This is a genomic window from Acetobacter sp. P1H12_c (assembly GCF_018811975.1).
Classification (GTDB): Bacteria; Pseudomonadota; Alphaproteobacteria; order Acetobacterales; family Acetobacteraceae; genus Acetobacter; species Acetobacter persici.
In genome coordinates, this window is record NZ_JACRVR010000001.1 from 139253 (window position 1) to 153662 (window position 14410).

Sequence of the window (14410 nt, forward strand, 5' to 3'; positions counted from 1 at the left end):
AAGAATTGTTACTCACATAGTTCTGTCTGAAAGGGAGTTAAAGTCTCAATGAGCAAGGCCTTTATTGCTGCGGTGATCCAGGACTCGATCAACTGCACCGGCGTTGCCGCCAATCAGGCTGCGAACGACCTTCTGGATGCGATTGTAGAAGAATTGAAGCGTGAAGGCGGGTTTACCCTTCCGTCTTTCGGCACATTCACAGTTCGCAAGACAAAGGCGCGCAAAGCTCTGAATCCGCGGACGGGTGAGCCTGTAAAAGTGAAAGCCGGTAAGACGGTACGCTTTAAAGCCAGCCCCAATCTGAAAAAAGCCGTCTGAGTATTTTTTACGTTACGGTCTGCTTTTTCAAAACGGCTCTGAGGACCTCCTCAGAGCCGTTTTTTTTGCCCTTTTTGCAAGAGCTGGTGCTGACTTCCAGTAAACCCGAAGCCCTTAGAGAGGCTTTTCGTCGGGTGTGATATCGTCCAGCCGGTCAAGCTCCCGCAGGCCGGGGAACAGCGCCATCCACACTGCTGTAATAACCAGTGTGCCAATACCGCCAACAACTACGGCGGGAACGGCCCCTATGGCGCTGGCCAGCATCCCGCTTTCAAATTCACCCAACTGGTTTGAGGACCCGATAAACAGCATGTTCACGGCGGAAACGCGCCCGCGCATTTCATCCGGTGTGCCAAGCTGAACCAGCGCACTCCGCACCATGACGCTGATGACGTCCGCGCCACCCAGCACGGCCAGAGCCAGGATGGAAACCGGAATGGAACGGGAGAGGCCAAAAATAATGGTGGCAACCCCGAAAATCATGACAGAGACAAACATCCACCGGCCCGCATGGCGGCCGAGCGGATAGCGGGCCAGCACTGTGGCAACCAGCAGAGCACCAATGGCCGGAGCAGCCCGCAGCAAGCCGAGTCCCCACGGGCCTGCATGCAGGATATCCGTGGCAAAAAGCGGCAACATGGCCGTCGCACCGCCCAGCAGAACTGCAAACAGATCAAGCGAGAGTGCGCCCAGCATCGCGGGCTTCCGGCGCAGGAAGGAAATACCGCCAAAAACAGCCGCCAGTGTGGCGGGTTGGCGGGGGCGGGCGGGAAAGCGCAGCGTCATGCTGGTTGTTGCCAGAGCGGCAATGGCAAAGCCTGCCGCACAGAGTGCGTAACAGACGCCTGCTCCCAGCCCATACAGCAAGCCCCCCAGAGAGGGGCCGGCAATGGAGGCGACCTGAAACAGGGAGGAGGAGAGGGCAGCCGCCCGTGGAAACACCGAGGTAGGCACAAGAGACGGCAGAAAGGTCTGCTGCGCGGGCATTTCAAAGGCCCGGCAGACGCCAAACAGCGCCACCAGCCCGTAAATCATGCCCGGTGCGAGAAAATGGGCAAAAGATGCCATCGCCATGAAGGCTGCGGCTAGTGCCTCAATGGCCTGACAGGTGATGACAATGCGCCGCCGGTCATGCTGGTCCGCTGCGTGACCAGCGGGGAAAATAAACGCCACCATAGGCAAAAACTGGGCAAGCCCGACAAACCCGAGAGCTGCCGCGCTATGGGTCAGCGCATAAATCTGCCATCCGACAGCAACGGCCTGAACCTGAGAAGAAAATGCGCCGAGCGTGCGGGATGTGAGGGCCGCAACAAGACCGGGCTGCGATAAGAGAGGGGGAGGGGCTGCCGGATTATTTTCCATAGAGACGAGTCATAACAGGAGGGGCTGGTAACCGCCTATCCTTTTGGAGCAGCGTTCTTTTAAATAAAATGCGATGTCTGGAAAGTGGCTGGGGCGGGAGGATTCGAACCTCCGCATGGCGGAATCAAAATCCGCTGCCTTACCGCTTGGCTACGCCCCAAAAGTGCGGTTGGCTCTTATTAAGGCCAACCTGTAGGATTCGTAAAGAGAGGGAACGCGCTGTTTTTTCTTCCCCGGGAAATTTTCAGGCGTGTGAGGGGGCGGGAGAAGCGTCCGGTTCTTCAAAATCCAGATCCGGCAGGCCGCCGTCTTCCAGTGTGCTGTCTGCCGGGAACAGGCGGAAGCGGGCTGCTTTGTTCAGAGCCAGATCAAGCGCTGCCATGGTGGAGCCCATATCCGCGCTATCATCTTTTTCCCAGGCGCGCAGCGTATGCGTCCAGATGGCAACTACCATATTGATGCGGACCAGCCCGCCCAACCCGGTAACGCTGATCCCGGCGGCGTCGGCCATCCAGCGCATGCTTTCCAGCGTGGCGCCACCCAGCAGAAGGGTCAGCGGCGGGTCCATCGGCAGGGCGCGCAGAACGGCGCGGATACCGTGCCGATACTGTTGAAAAACGTCCAGACGGCGCATCAGCAGATCAAACAGACGCTCGCGCGGTGACCCAAAGGTTGTGTTATCGGCCAGAGCGGACTCGTCAGCCATGCGCCCCAGCCGGAGCAGCAGAGAGGCCCGGCAGGGAAAGCGTTCGCGCGTCTGCGGGAAAGACAGGCCCGCGGAACGGGCGGCATCCAGCAGAGAGACAGACGCCCAGCCCCCGTCTTCCGCCTGTGTCATGGCGGCACTCAGAAGGGCGGCGTCAAAGTCATCATGATCCATAAGAAGAAGCCTGTTCGCAGAAAAATAGAGACTTTAAGGCAGCCTGTCAGGCGCCTGTGTCAGGTTGAAAGCTCTTTGGCGCGTCTTGCCGCGGCCGCAACGGCACGCGGCACAATGGCAGGCCATGCGTCAGGAGCCATGAAGATTTTAAGGGCTTCTGCCGTGGTCCCGCCGGGGCTGGTGACGCGGCGGCGCAGTTCCTCGGCATCTGCCGGAGACTGGTTGAGCAGAGCTCCCGCGCCGTAAATGGTTTTCCGGGCCAGTGTGCGGGCCGTTTCAACGGGAAGCCCCTGTTCCATACCTGCCTTTTCCAGCAGTTCCGCCAGCAGGAAGATATAAGCCGGGCCACTGCCGGAAATAGCGGTGACGGAGTCAATCAGCTCTTCCCGCTCAACCCAGATTGTATCTCCTACAGCGTGCAGCAGTGCGTCACACTGCGCTTTCTGCGTGTCAGTCGCGTGAGGGGGCGCATACAGTCCGCTCATGCCGGCACCAATGGCGCAGGGGGTGTTGGGCATGGCGCGGATAATAACGGGATGGGCCTGAGGGTTTCCGTGCTGGTAGCGGTCCGTCAGGCTCTGCACCGTGCGGCCTGCCATAACGGAGAGCAGCGTCGCGTTAGGGAAGCGCCGGGCCAGAGCTTCCAGCGTCGGGTCGGCTTTCTGGGGTTTGACGGCCAGAATAATGACGTCTGGCTGAAAGGCAGCCGGCACATCGTCCAGCGTAGCGGCCAGATGATGGGGAGCGGGCAGGGTGCGGTCATGCCGGTCCAGCACGACGGAGGGTTTCAGGCCGTGCGCCATCCAGCCTTCCAGCATGGCGCCCCCCATCTGGCCGCAGCCAACCAGCAGAACAGACGGCAGGGGAGAGGTTGGGGTCGTCATTACGCTTCTCCCTGACAATCCAGCATGGCAACGGCCAGCGCATCCGCCGGGCTTTGCCCACCCCACAGGAAGAACTGAAAGGCCGGGTAAAAGCGTTCACACTCCGTCAGAGCGATGTCGATCATATCTTCAAACACTTCGATGGAGAGATTGGTGCCACGCAGAAGCAGCGCGTGGCGGAACAGCAGCACGCCATCGTCCTGATCAAGACTGAAATGGCCGATCCACATGCGTTCATTGGCCATGCCGATCAGCTCATATAGCGGGCGCTGCTGCGCCTGCGGCGCTTTGAGGTCAAAGGCACAGGTAAAATGCATGGCCCCGAGTTCTGCTGACCATGAGAAAAACAACCCGTAATCACACCATTTGCCGGGTGCTTCCACGGCCATTTCGGTCGCGTTGCAGCGTTCAAAATTCCAGCCATGTCCACAAATGACCTGTTCCATCAGGTCCAGCGGATTAACGGGGGCGGAGGGGGTGTTTGTGCTTAACGCGGGCATGGCTCACTCTCGGCTGCAAGGTGAAGCGGGCAGAGTACAGTCTGACCGGAGGCGCAGGGCACGCAGGCCCGGCCTGTTCCCGGAAAGACGATGCGCTCAGGACGTATGCGGGGCGTGGTGTGCGTGGGTGGTGTGGCTGGACTGCTCCAGCGCTTCAACACGCGCTTCCAGCGCGGCCAGACGGCGTTCCGCTTCTTCCTGCCCGATACGGGCGCGGGCGGCGAGTTCACGCACGACTTCAAATTCTTCACGCCGCACAACCTGAAGGCTGGTCAGCACTTCATCCACGCGGCTGCGCACAATGGCGTTCAGCTCTTCCTTCGCACCCGTCAGGGCGGACAAAGCACCGCCGGCCACACCAGCAAGATCATCAAAAAAGCGCGGTTTGTCAGACATTGCCGGTTCTCCGTTCAGAAAGTTCAGTCGTCTTCCTTAGGCTTATAGTCAGTCTGCGGGCAGGAGGCTATCGCTTCTTTGGAAATGTCTGGACAGCGTTTGTCTGACCGGGGTGCAGTTCATGCCTGCCTTTGTTGTCCATTGACCGCGCCACGGAGCGTTCCCATTATTTAAAGTAAGAATTTGAAACCAGGACACGGGCCGCACGGACAAAGGATGCGGTCTGTGTACGAGACGCGGAGAAACAGACTTTATGGATAACATGACGGCGGAGGCATTTCTAAAACCCCGCCTTGAGGTCCTTGTGCGGGACGCCGACAAAGCCGGATACAGTCAGGACGTGACGGTCGCCCTGCTGATCAGCCTGCTGGACACACTGAATTTTGGGGCAGACCCCAATCCGCCGTCTGATCAGGGAGGTGCAGCATGAGTGTGCGTGATCCGTATGAGGTTCTTGGTGTTTCCAAAACGGCCAGTCAGGATGAAATCCGCAAGGCCTACCGTAACCTTGCCAAGAAATACCACCCGGACCTGAACCCCGGAGACAAGGTCGCGGAGGAACAGTTCAAGGCGATCGGGCAGGCGAATGATCTGCTTTCCGATACGGAAAAGCGCGGCCGGTTTGACCGGGGGGAAATTGATGCCTCCGGGCAGGAGCGCCATCCCGGTTTTGGGGGTGGTGCAGGCTACGGCAACTATGGGGCCGGGCCGGGTGGCTTCCGCTACAGCGGTGGTGCCGGGCAGGGCTTTTCCGAGGAAGACCTCGGGGATCTGTTCAGCGGTATGTTCACGGGCCGTGGGCGGCGTTCTGCCGGGCCGCGAAAAGGGGCTGACCGATCTTATTCGCTCAAGGTCAGTTTTCTGGACTCCGTTACGGGCGGAAAATCCCGTATCACGTTGCCGGAAGGGGCGACGCTGGATGTCCGAATCCCGCCGGGAATTGAAGATGGGCAGACCCTGCGCCTGCGCGGCAAAGGTGGCCCCGGTGTGCAAGGCGGCCCGGATGGCGATGCCTTGATTACGGTGACTGTCCAGCCCGACCCGACTTACACGCGCGATGGATTTGACCTGACGGAAGTGCTGCCGGTGGATCTGAAAACAGCCGTGCTCGGTGGGCCGATTACAGTCCCGACGCCGACCGGCCCGGTGAAAATGAACGTGCCCCCACAGTCCGATAGCGGCACCAAGCTGCGTTTACGGGGGAAGGGCGTGCAGGCGCATGGAGCGCGGGAGGCCGGTAATCTGTACGTGACATTGCAGATCAAAATCGGAAAACCGGACGCCGCGCTGGAAGAGTTCCTGAAAAACTGGACGCCTGAGAGCGCCGAGTAACGTCAGACCCTCCTGTGCCTGAACCTTAGACGGGCAGGCACAGGGAGGTCGCCCATTCGGGGCGAGAGGGATGCGTCAGTTGTTCCGGTAGAGGGGGAGGTCCAGCTTATGGGTGCCTTCTCCCGTAATCTGGATCTGTGCACTGTTTTCTGAAACCAGTTTGAAGGTTACAGTCAGGTCGTCCTGCTTGCCGGACCATGCGGTGCCAGACGTGCGGGAGAGGCTGAAATGGTCCTGCCCGACAATTTTCTTCAGGGACTCAGGCAGCGTAACCAGCAGCCGTTCTGCCGGTCCGGACGCCTTGTTGGCAGCAACAGTGATCGGGTCCATTGCCATAATGGCCCACTGGCCTGCAAAGGCTGAGGTCTCATAATGCGTCTGAGCAGCCGGAGCCTGCACCGCAGTCTTCGCGGCCTGTGCGGGGAGCGGCAGAGCAAAGGCCAGACCAAGCGGAATAAGGGCAGAGGCAAAAAGCGGCTTCATGACAGGCTCTCCTGAAAACTGATCTTTTCATGTGCCTGTCTACAGGCTTTCCGTCCACCCCGGCGGCCGGAATGTGATCGGGTTTATTTAGACACCGGACTTGACGGAGCGGTGTTTCAGACCCAGATAAGTAGGCGTTACAAATCTGCATTGCAAAAACGGAAGGGGTCTCGCCATGTCAGGAACAGATTCATCACATGATGCATCCGTGACCGCACAGGATCATTCCTCTGAATCCGCTGTTTATGCAGAGCATGAGGCAACAGTGCAGGAAGCCCACGCCGTGATGGCCGACCCGGTAGTGCCTGTTACGGCAGCCCCTGTCCCGTCCGCGCCTCAGCCGCATCCTGAACATGTGGCGGTTAAGGAAGTCTTCCAGATGGTCGGGGCCATGGTGTTTGTCTTCTGCTTTGCCGCCCTTGGCTTTAACGCCATGTATCACGCGGGTTATTAAGGGCAGGGACTCCTCAGGATTTTTGCGGAGAAATGCGCAAAAATCTCAGATTATGATCAGTCAGACACAGCCGACACAAAGAGCCTAGACGTCCAGCGCGTGCCGGACAGCGTCCCGCAGAGCGGGGATAACACTATTCTGAAATTCCGGCGTTTTTCGTTCCCACGCTCCTGTGCGCCAGGACGGGTGCGGGAGGGGGAAATAGTCTGGCAGATAAGATCTGAAATCCAGAACTCGCTCAAACGCCTTCCCTTTCCCCAAAACGTAATTCTGCGCATAGGACCCGACAAGCAATGTCAGGCGCAGGTTGGGCAGGTAGGACAAGATGCGTTCCCGCCAGAGGGACGCACATTCTGGCGGCGGCGGCTTATCACCACCTTTTGGCAAAACACCCGGATAGCACAGGGCCATCGGCACAATGGCGATTTGTTCGGTATCGTAAAAGACGTCCGGACGCATATCCAGCCAGGAGCGCAGGCGTTCGCCTGAGGCATCGTTAAACGGGATGCCGGTATTATGCACATGGGTTCCGGGCGCCTGCCCCGCAATCAGCAGCCGGGCGCGGGGGGAAATGCGGATAACGGGGCGTGGCCCAAGCGGCAACTTGTGCGCACAGGCCTGACAGCCCCGGAGTTCCTTCAAAAACTGAGCGAGAATGTCGTCCTGCTGCTCAGCCGTGCTGTCTGCCGGAAAGCCGGATGTGTGTCTGGAAAAAAGCGATGCCATGTTCAGGGAGATGGGGTGAAGTCCTCTGTTGCACAATATGCGGTGCAGCACGGAACAGGCCCATAAAAAAACACCGCGCCGGAAAACCTGCGCGGTGTTTTTAAGGTCTGCCCCGGTTAAGGGGCAGAGTGGAGGAAGAAGCGGCTTACTGTGCTGCGTCTTCACCTGTGTGGGTCTGCGGAGAGAACGTCCAGCCAGCACCGTAAGGCTGCGGATGGAAGACACCCCATGTTGCCGTGTCATCCCCACCAAAGCCCCAGGAGGTGGTGGAAATCGGTGCATGGTCAACACGCAGCTTCTGGATATCAGAGGCCGTGACATTCGCCGGAGCCTTGTTACCCCAGGAGGTACGGATGAAGTTCACGACGTCAGCCATCTGCTGGTCAGACAGAACGTTCTTGTAACCCGGCATTGCCACAGCGGACGGAGCCCAGTTGGTCGGCGGAAGAACCGCACCCGCCACAATGATGTGGGCAACAGAGGTGGGGTTTTCAGACACAACAACCGGGTTTCCTGCCAGCGGCGGGAACATACGGGCGACACCACCCCCATCATTACGGTGACAGATAGCGCACTGCTCAACATACACGCTGGCGCCGGGGGTGCCGGACGTGTTGTTGGAGTCCAGAGCCTGTGCCGTAGAGGCGTCATACTTGTAGTCACCCCGTGCCGGCGGAACCGGGGGCAGGGCCTTCAGGTATTTTGCCATGGCGTGCAGGTCGGCATCCGTGAAGTACTGGGTGCTCCAGCCCACCACGTCTGCCATGCCACCAAAGACGGCGGAGTGGTCAATACGGCCGGATTTCAGGAACTGGTAGACGTCTTCTTCAGACCAGCGACCAATCCCCAGAACCGGATCGTTCCGCAGGCTGGGGGCAATCCAGTTATCAATCGGAGCGCCACCGGCCAGGAAGTCAGCCCCACCCGTTGCGTCCAGAGCCTTTTCCTGCATGCCAAAGCCGCGCGGCGTATGACATGCACCGCAATGGCCCGGACCCGTTACAAGATATTCACCACGGGCAATATCGGCATCCGTGCCGGGAGCCGGGGTGAAGTCCTTGGGTGCCGGAGCAAACACGGAGCGCCAGATGGACAGCGGCCAGCGCATGGACATCGGCCAGGAAATGCCAACCGGCTTGTTCGGCTGGGCGACAGGCTTCACGCCGTGCATGAAGTAGGCATACAGCGCCTTCATGTCATCCTGCGTCATCCGTGCAAAGGACGGATACGGCATGGCCGGGTAAAGCGTGCTGCCATCCTTACGGACGCCGTGACGCACGGCTTCATCAAATTCCTTGAACGTGTAGGTGCCGATCCCGTGCGTGGGATCAGGCGTGATGTTCGTGGAATAGATGGTGCCAATGGGGGTCTGGATGGACAGACCGCCCGCATATACCTGCCCATGCAGGGCAGTATGACAGGCTACGCAGTCACCCAGACGGGCAACATACGCACCTTTTTTCACCAGTTCATCATCGGTGCTCTGGGCATGGGCCAGAGAAGTTCCTGCCAGAAGCCCGACAGTGACCGCCCCCAGGGCGGCTTTTAGTCCTTTGATCATCGTTTTTACCACTGTATCGCTTGTGTGCCGAATGACGTCATGACTCTGCCGGACCATTACGGCGTGATGCCGAGGGTCGCGTTTTCAGGAATGCCCTTGTCATTCTTACGAGCATCCACTTCACGCTGGTACGTTTCGTTCGCACGCTTGATGATGAACTGGCGGATGGCCTCAATTTCATCAGGCTTCATGCTCGTGTCAAAACGATCCATGCCGTAGGCCGTCAGCGCACCGCGGCCGACAACATTGTAGAAGGCATCCTGATGGCGGATTGAGCCGGACCAGCGCAGATCAGGCAGAACGCCCGCACCTTCAGCGTTATCGCCATGGCAGGCGGCGCAATAGGTCTGGAACTGGAAGTACCCGTTATCCGTCACTTTGGTATCATACTGGGCCGGCGGCTTGACGGGCAGGAAGCCCTTGTCGTTCTGCGGGGGCAGAACAGCATTGCCGTCCAGAGAGAAAGCAACAACGCGGGAGTGGTTGACTGTCCAGCCGGACGTACGGGCCAGACCACCGAGGAAGAACGGATAGATCCCGCCCCAGCCCACTTCTACAGCAACATACTGCTTGCCCTGTGCCTTATAGGTGATGGGCGGAGCAATAATGCCGCTCTGCGCATCAAAGTGGAACAGGTCAGCGCCGTTTGTGGCGTCATAGGCGTGGAATTCACCGTTAGCCAGACCCTGGAACAGGAGGTCACCCCCTGTGGCCAGAATACCGCCGTTCCACGGACCTTTATGGTCAACAACCCATGCGGCTTTCTGCGTCTTGGGATCCCAGGCGATAATCCAGCCCTTCAGATCTTTCATGAACGCGGTGCGGGCTTCCGGGGTATCCGGCAGGCCAGCTTTGTTCATGTCCAGACCAAGGTTCCAGGAATCCGGATGGGCTTTAAAGCCACCAACCTGGTTCTTGTAGAGGAACGGCACCTGCTGGCCAGGAATATAGACCAGACCCGTTTTGGGGCTGTAGGCCATGGCAGCAAAGTTATGCCCGCCCAGATCGCCCGGAATGCCAAACCATTCCTTGCCGTTCAGGGTGTAGAGCGCATCCGGGTTGTAGATCGGACGGCCCGTCTTCGGGTCCAGACCCTGTGCCCAGTTCTGGTACACATAGTTGTTGCCGGACAGGAATTCACCCGTTTTGGCGTCCAGAATGTAGAAGAAGCCGTTCTTCGGTGCATGCACGATCACGTGGCGCTTTTCACCGTTGATCGGCATATCAAGCGTCATGATCTGCTGGACAGAGGTGTAATCCCACTGGTCCATCGGCGTTTCCTGGAAATGCCAGACATATTCGCCGGTCTCAGGCTTCACGGCGACGATGCTGCCCAGGAACAGGTTGTCGCCAATCCCGTCGGAGCGATATTTGTAGTTCCAGGGGGAGCCGTTACCGACAGCCAGATAAACCAGATCGGCTTCCGGGTCATAGACAATGGAGTCCCAGACCGTGCCGCCGCCGCCCTGCTTTGTCCAGGCGCCCGTGGGGCTCCAGGTCTTGTAGGCTTTTGTCATCAGTGCGGAGTCTGATGCTGCGTGGTCGGGCTGGTTCTTGTTGTTGGGAACCGTGTAGAAGCGCCAGTCCAGCTTGCCGGTTTCTGCATCATAAGCAGACACAAAACCACGGGCACCGAACTCGGAACCACCGTTACCAATCAGAACGCGGCCTTTTGCAACGCGCACAGCGCCGTCAACCGTATAGGAGCGCTGCTGACCCAGAGAGGCATCTTTGGGGATGGTGTTCACGCTCCACACCAGTTTGCCGGTCTTGGCATCCAGTGCGATCAGGCGGCCATCAAACGTCCCGAAATAGACCTTGCCGTTCCAGTAGGCCGCACCGCGGTTAACCGTATCGCAGCAGCCTTTGTCCGCAATGTTGCCGGGCGTGCGCGGGTCATAGGCCCACAGCAGCTTGCCGGTGGCGGCATCCAGCGCTTTCATCTTGGACCAGTTGGTGGTGGCGTACATCACGCCGTCCACAACCAGCGGCGTACCTTCCTGCCCGCGGTTTGTGTCCAGATCATAGAACCAGGCGAGCTTCAGGTTACCAACGTTGGACCGGTTAATGTCCTCCAGAGGGCTGAAGCGCTGTTCCGTGTAGGTCCGGCCATAAGACAGCCAGTTTTCGGGATGATCATCCGCGTGGATAATCGCTTCCCCGGTGTCGGTTTGGGCGTCGGCGTAAGCAGGAGCTGCCGCATACGGCAGCGATGCGGCGCAGATCGTTCCAGCCGCGAGAATTCCTAGCAGCGAACGTCTCTTGGCGGAGGCGGGGCGGGTCATGCGTTAGCGTCCTCGACTGATATTAAGGTGAGGAAAGAAGAAAAAAGCCGGCAGGCCGGTTTCCCACACTCAGCCAAGAGGCCCTGTTTCTGTCAATCACGCCAGATGAATAGCTGCCTCCATGTTCATGGACATTATCTAGCCGTTACAGCAGCGTAGAGCCGGTGTACCCGCTTCTAGCTGCGTGATCACGAACTGTAATGGTTTATGTTATAACGCGTGAGGGAATGACCTAAATACTTCCGTTAAAATGATATTCCTCCTCCGGAATAATGAGGGGGATTTCCTCGTTTTTCCAAGAACTGAAAAGGGTAATTTCGGAAATGCTTCCTGTGGAAAACGTCTGCGGATGATGCATCTGAATCCACTGACTGACGGTGGGGGGAGGCACGTCCGTAATCCGCGCCAGAGGAATGGTGAGAGGGCTGTGCGCCCTTGGGTTTTGCACCCCGGCGCGCTGGATGGCCGCACGGATTTTCACGGAAAGGTGATCAAGCTGTGAGGGCTGTATCTTTATTCCAAGCGAGATTCGGTCCTTGCGCAGAGAGACTTCAAATCCATCTGTTGTGAAAGAAAGCGGCGCACGCGGGCAAACGTTCCGCAGGGCATGATCAATTTCTTCCAGAAGTCCGGGGTGGGTAATGGTCCCGAGTGTGCAGAACGGCAGGAAGAGGTAGGACTCCGGCACCCAGCTCTTGTCCGGAAAGTGGGCCTGAAGGCCGAGCAGGGTTGTCCGCAGTTCCGCGGGGAGAGCCGCGCCAATTATAAGGTACATGGTCAGACCTTCATCAACTCTCATGCTGGTCACGAAAGGGATTGCTAACCCTTGACGCAGAGGCAGGGCAGCCACAAGTATAAAGCAACGCCGGCTTGTCCGGACAAGGAGAGGAAAAGATGTCGTTCAGTCACGACTACCGTTCACCTACAGCATCTTCAGGCTGGAACGCCCAGGCCGGCGCGCTGGATGCAGGGCTTCGGGCCTACATGCTGCGCGTTTATAACTGGATGGCGTCTGGCCTGCTGCTGACAGGCATCGTGGCCTACGCCGTAGCCTTTACCGGCCTGCGGAATCTGTTTTTTCATCTGGCCCCCACAGCGGGTGGTCTGGCCCTGCGCCCCACACTGCTTGGGGATCTGGCCATGATTGCGCCTCTGGGATTTGTGCTGGTGATGTCCTTTGGCGTGAACCGTTTGTCCCGGCAGGGAGCGCAGGGGCTGTTCTGGGCCTTCTGCGCCACCATGGGTGCCAGCATGGCCAGCATTTTTCTGGTCTATACCGGTGTTTCTGTGGTGCGTGTGTTTCTGGTAACGGCCTGCACCTTCGCCGCAACATCTCTGTGGGGATACACGACCAAGGCGAACCTGCTGCGCTTCAGCTCGTTCCTGATGATGGGGCTGTTCGGGATGGTGATTGCCGGTCTGGTCAACATCTTCCTGAAAAGTTCGGCGGTGTATTTCGTCTACAGCATCATCGGGGTGTTTATCTTCACGGCGTTCAGCGCGTTTGATGCCCAGCGCATCCGCGTGACCTACCCGCAATACGCGGCGTATGAAGGCCCGGATGAAGCCGCTAAACGCAGCGTTTATGATGCGCTGAGCCTGTATCTCAACTTTATCAACCTCTTCCAGTTCCTGCTTCAGTTCATGGGTGTCCGGAACTCTAATGACTAACCCCTGAGTGGAAACAGAAGCAGCGGACTCCCCGGATTGAGGAGTCTGACCAAATCAGGAAAGCCCGGTCTGCAAAGGCCGGGCTTTTTTGTGTGACCAGCTATGCAGTGACGGTAAGGGCTTCTGCCCATTCGGAATACGTTCAAAATAAGACTTATGTTGTGCACGATGAAGTGGGTCACGACTCTGTGATTTGGGGTGTATTGCTATAAGTGTCTGATTTCAAAAAGAAAAAAAATCAGGACATTTTTGGTATGAAATGTTTGGTAACAAATAGTGAAGTCTTGCCACCCTCGAAATTCAGCGAAATAACACAGGGACGGAATGTTCTTTCGGGAATAGATCGACTGTGACGAAAGGCTGATGGAACTTTTCGGACATTGAGAATCTGCGCTTTAGGAATAAAGTAGGGCGCAAGGCGTTTTCGCTGCCCGAGGAGCCTGTTGAACTGTCGTTCCGACGCGGACTTCTCCCCTCTCTTTTCCGGAGGAGAGGGATGGTCCGGGCGGGGTTGCCGGCATTTTGGCACCCAGGGGCGCCGGAGCGCGGTTTCTTGCTGTTGTCGGGCTTCTATGGCAGCAGGAGCGAAGAGTCTTTGTGAGGCTAAGTAGATGTCAGAACCAAGAGGCGTGCGATGAAAAACAAGTTACTGGCGAGAATGGCGCGATTGGGCGGCCTATCGTCAGCGTTGCTGCTTGCCGGGTGTGAGATGGATGTCTTGGATCCGAAGGGCCCGGTTGGCGATGGGGTGAAATCACTGATCGCCACCTCTACAATCGCAATGCTGATTGTGGTCGTTCCGACCATTATTCTGTCTGTGTATTTTGCCTGGCATTACCGCCAGTCAAACACCAGCGCAGAATATCTTCCGAAATGGTGTCACTCCAACAAGATCGAGCTGATCATCTGGGGCGTGCCCTCCCTGATCATTCTCTTCCTTGCCGTGATCACCTACCAGACGTGTCATTCTCTTGACCCGTACAAACCGCTGGAAGCCGAAGCAACCACCAAGCCGCTTCATGTTGAAGTTGTGGCTCTGGACTGGAAATGGCTGTTTATCTACCCGGAACAGGGTATTGCGACTGTCAACCAGCTGGCTATTCCGGTTAACACCCCCGTCGATTTCGTAATCACCTCTGATTCCGTGATGAACTCTTTCTTCATCCCGCGTCTTGGTTCCATGATTTACGCAATGGCCGGTATGCAGACTCAGCTTCATCTTCTGGCTAACGAGCCGGGCGACTACCTGGGTGAATCCGCCAACTACAGTGGCCGTGGCTTTTCTGACATGAAATTCCGCACGCTGGCTGTAAGCGGTGATGAATTCAATGCATGGGTTGATAAAGTAAAGTCTTCCTCCGAGCAGCTGGATGGTCAGACCTATCCGAAGCTTGCTGCGCCGAGCGAAGCAAATCCTGTCGAATATTTCGCGCATGTTGAACCCGGATTGTTCAACACGATCGTGGCCAAATACAACAACGGCATGGTCATGGACAAAAGCACTGGCAAGATGATTCAGGTGCAGTCCGCGATGTCCGACATGAATATGAAGGAATAG

Annotated in this window: 16 protein-coding genes and 1 tRNA gene; 6 read left to right on the forward strand and 11 right to left on the reverse strand. The window is 57.8% G+C overall.

Translation table 11 applies throughout. The annotated features are described in order from the left end of the window. Nucleotides 1-48 precede the first annotated feature (48 nt). Nucleotides 49-318 carry an HU family DNA-binding protein gene (locus tag KP699_RS00715; RefSeq protein ID WP_025826565.1) on the forward strand — a complete coding sequence of 90 codons (270 nt, stop codon included), beginning with the start codon at nt 49-51 and terminating at the stop codon, nt 316-318. A 114-nt stretch (nt 319-432) separates the two neighbouring features. Here the strand turns inward: KP699_RS00715 and KP699_RS00720 are convergent, their stop codons facing one another. The 6 genes from KP699_RS00720 to KP699_RS00745 all read right to left on the reverse strand — a co-directional run bounded on the left by KP699_RS00720 (nt 433) and on the right by KP699_RS00745 (nt 4340). Next, a complete protein-coding gene (locus KP699_RS00720; protein ID WP_215761323.1) occupies nt 433-1680 on the reverse strand; it encodes an MFS transporter in 1248 nt (415 codons plus the stop codon). An 85-nt stretch (nt 1681-1765) separates the two neighbouring features. Beyond that, nucleotides 1766-1840, reverse strand: a tRNA-Gln gene (locus tag KP699_RS00725). Between the two features lie 84 nt (nt 1841-1924). Further along, nucleotides 1925-2560, reverse strand: a complete 636-nt coding sequence (locus KP699_RS00730; RefSeq protein ID WP_215761324.1) for a TetR family transcriptional regulator — start codon at nt 2558-2560, stop codon at nt 1925-1927. Between the two features lie 59 nt (nt 2561-2619). Next, the gene (proC, locus tag KP699_RS00735) at nt 2620-3444 is read right to left on the reverse strand and encodes a pyrroline-5-carboxylate reductase (RefSeq protein ID WP_215761325.1); all 825 of its coding nucleotides are present in this window, start codon (nt 3442-3444) and stop codon (nt 2620-2622) included. Then, nucleotides 3444-3944, reverse strand: a complete 501-nt coding sequence (locus KP699_RS00740; protein WP_215761326.1) for a YbjN domain-containing protein — start codon at nt 3942-3944, stop codon at nt 3444-3446. Before KP699_RS00740 ends, proC begins: the two co-directional genes overlap by 1 nt. 96 nt (nt 3945-4040) lie before the next feature. Next, the gene (locus KP699_RS00745) at nt 4041-4340 is read right to left on the reverse strand and encodes an accessory factor UbiK family protein (protein WP_086654544.1); all 300 of its coding nucleotides are present in this window, start codon (nt 4338-4340) and stop codon (nt 4041-4043) included. A 253-nt stretch (nt 4341-4593) separates the two neighbouring features. Here KP699_RS00745 and KP699_RS00750 point away from each other — a divergent pair, with 253 nt between their 5' ends. Then, nucleotides 4594-4770 carry a hypothetical protein gene (locus KP699_RS00750; protein WP_215761327.1) on the forward strand — a complete coding sequence of 59 codons (177 nt, stop codon included), beginning with the start codon at nt 4594-4596 and terminating at the stop codon, nt 4768-4770. Further along, a complete protein-coding gene (locus KP699_RS00755; protein WP_215761328.1) occupies nt 4767-5672 on the forward strand; it encodes a DnaJ C-terminal domain-containing protein in 906 nt (301 codons plus the stop codon). The genes KP699_RS00750 and KP699_RS00755 overlap by 4 nt, the downstream gene beginning before the upstream one ends. Before the next feature lie 75 nt (nt 5673-5747). On the opposite strand, the gene KP699_RS00760 is transcribed toward KP699_RS00755, so the two are convergent. After that, nucleotides 5748-6155 (reverse strand): hypothetical protein, encoded by a 408-nt coding sequence (locus tag KP699_RS00760; RefSeq protein ID WP_025826555.1) that lies wholly within the window; start codon nt 6153-6155, stop codon nt 5748-5750. 175 nt (nt 6156-6330) lie between these two features. Between KP699_RS00760 and KP699_RS00765 the strand changes: the two genes are divergently transcribed. Then, nucleotides 6331-6609, forward strand: a complete 279-nt coding sequence (locus KP699_RS00765) for a hypothetical protein (RefSeq protein WP_077930737.1) — start codon at nt 6331-6333, stop codon at nt 6607-6609. Nucleotides 6610-6693: 84 nt separating this feature from the next. On the opposite strand, the gene KP699_RS00770 is transcribed toward KP699_RS00765, so the two are convergent. The 4 genes from KP699_RS00770 to KP699_RS00785 form a co-directional block, all read right to left on the reverse strand. Then, a complete protein-coding gene (locus KP699_RS00770; protein WP_215761329.1) occupies nt 6694-7335 on the reverse strand; it encodes a uracil-DNA glycosylase family protein in 642 nt (213 codons plus the stop codon). Nucleotides 7336-7480: 145 nt separating this feature from the next. Further along, complete coding sequence (locus KP699_RS00775; protein ID WP_025826551.1) at nt 7481-8896, reverse strand: cytochrome c; 1416 nt, start codon at nt 8894-8896, stop codon at nt 7481-7483. A gap of 56 nt (nt 8897-8952) precedes the next feature. After that, on the reverse strand, nt 8953-11181 hold the full coding sequence (locus KP699_RS00780) for a PQQ-dependent dehydrogenase, methanol/ethanol family (protein ID WP_215761330.1): 2229 nt from the start codon (nt 11179-11181) through the stop codon (nt 8953-8955). 232 nt (nt 11182-11413) lie between these two features. Beyond that, nucleotides 11414-11989 (reverse strand): 2'-5' RNA ligase family protein, encoded by a 576-nt coding sequence (locus tag KP699_RS00785; RefSeq protein WP_215761331.1) that lies wholly within the window; start codon nt 11987-11989, stop codon nt 11414-11416. A gap of 86 nt (nt 11990-12075) precedes the next feature. Between KP699_RS00785 and KP699_RS00790 the strand changes: the two genes are divergently transcribed. Together KP699_RS00790 and cyoA are read left to right on the forward strand one after the other, a co-directional pair. Further along, nucleotides 12076-12852 carry a Bax inhibitor-1/YccA family protein gene (locus tag KP699_RS00790; RefSeq protein ID WP_212355895.1) on the forward strand — a complete coding sequence of 259 codons (777 nt, stop codon included), beginning with the start codon at nt 12076-12078 and terminating at the stop codon, nt 12850-12852. Between the two features lie 634 nt (nt 12853-13486). Continuing rightward, nucleotides 13487-14410 carry a ubiquinol oxidase subunit II gene (gene cyoA, locus KP699_RS00795; protein ID WP_025826547.1) on the forward strand — a complete coding sequence of 308 codons (924 nt, stop codon included), beginning with the start codon at nt 13487-13489 and terminating at the stop codon, nt 14408-14410.

What these genes read in the sequence shown, in the direction of transcription:
- KP699_RS00715 (WP_025826565.1), top strand. Translation starts at nt 49, where the DNA reads ATGAGCAAGGCCTTTATTGCTGCGGTGATCCAGGACTCGATCAACTGC.
- KP699_RS00720 (WP_215761323.1), bottom strand. Translation starts at nt 1,680, where the DNA reads ATGGAAAATAATCCGGCAGCCCCTCCCCCTCTCTTATCGCAGCCCGGT.
- KP699_RS00730 (WP_215761324.1), bottom strand. Translation starts at nt 2,560, where the DNA reads ATGGATCATGATGACTTTGACGCCGCCCTTCTGAGTGCCGCCATGACA.
- proC (WP_215761325.1), bottom strand. Translation starts at nt 3,444, where the DNA reads ATGACGACCCCAACCTCTCCCCTGCCGTCTGTTCTGCTGGTTGGCTGC.
- KP699_RS00740 (WP_215761326.1), bottom strand. Translation starts at nt 3,944, where the DNA reads ATGCCCGCGTTAAGCACAAACACCCCCTCCGCCCCCGTTAATCCGCTG.
- KP699_RS00745 (WP_086654544.1), bottom strand. Translation starts at nt 4,340, where the DNA reads ATGTCTGACAAACCGCGCTTTTTTGATGATCTTGCTGGTGTGGCCGGC.
- KP699_RS00750 (WP_215761327.1), top strand. Translation starts at nt 4,594, where the DNA reads ATGGATAACATGACGGCGGAGGCATTTCTAAAACCCCGCCTTGAGGTC.
- KP699_RS00755 (WP_215761328.1), top strand. Translation starts at nt 4,767, where the DNA reads ATGAGTGTGCGTGATCCGTATGAGGTTCTTGGTGTTTCCAAAACGGCC.
- KP699_RS00760 (WP_025826555.1), bottom strand. Translation starts at nt 6,155, where the DNA reads ATGAAGCCGCTTTTTGCCTCTGCCCTTATTCCGCTTGGTCTGGCCTTT.
- KP699_RS00765 (WP_077930737.1), top strand. Translation starts at nt 6,331, where the DNA reads ATGTCAGGAACAGATTCATCACATGATGCATCCGTGACCGCACAGGAT.
- KP699_RS00770 (WP_215761329.1), bottom strand. Translation starts at nt 7,335, where the DNA reads ATGGCATCGCTTTTTTCCAGACACACATCCGGCTTTCCGGCAGACAGC.
- KP699_RS00775 (WP_025826551.1), bottom strand. Translation starts at nt 8,896, where the DNA reads ATGATCAAAGGACTAAAAGCCGCCCTGGGGGCGGTCACTGTCGGGCTT.
- KP699_RS00780 (WP_215761330.1), bottom strand. Translation starts at nt 11,181, where the DNA reads ATGACCCGCCCCGCCTCCGCCAAGAGACGTTCGCTGCTAGGAATTCTC.
- KP699_RS00790 (WP_212355895.1), top strand. Translation starts at nt 12,076, where the DNA reads ATGTCGTTCAGTCACGACTACCGTTCACCTACAGCATCTTCAGGCTGG.
- cyoA (WP_025826547.1), top strand. Translation starts at nt 13,487, where the DNA reads ATGAAAAACAAGTTACTGGCGAGAATGGCGCGATTGGGCGGCCTATCG.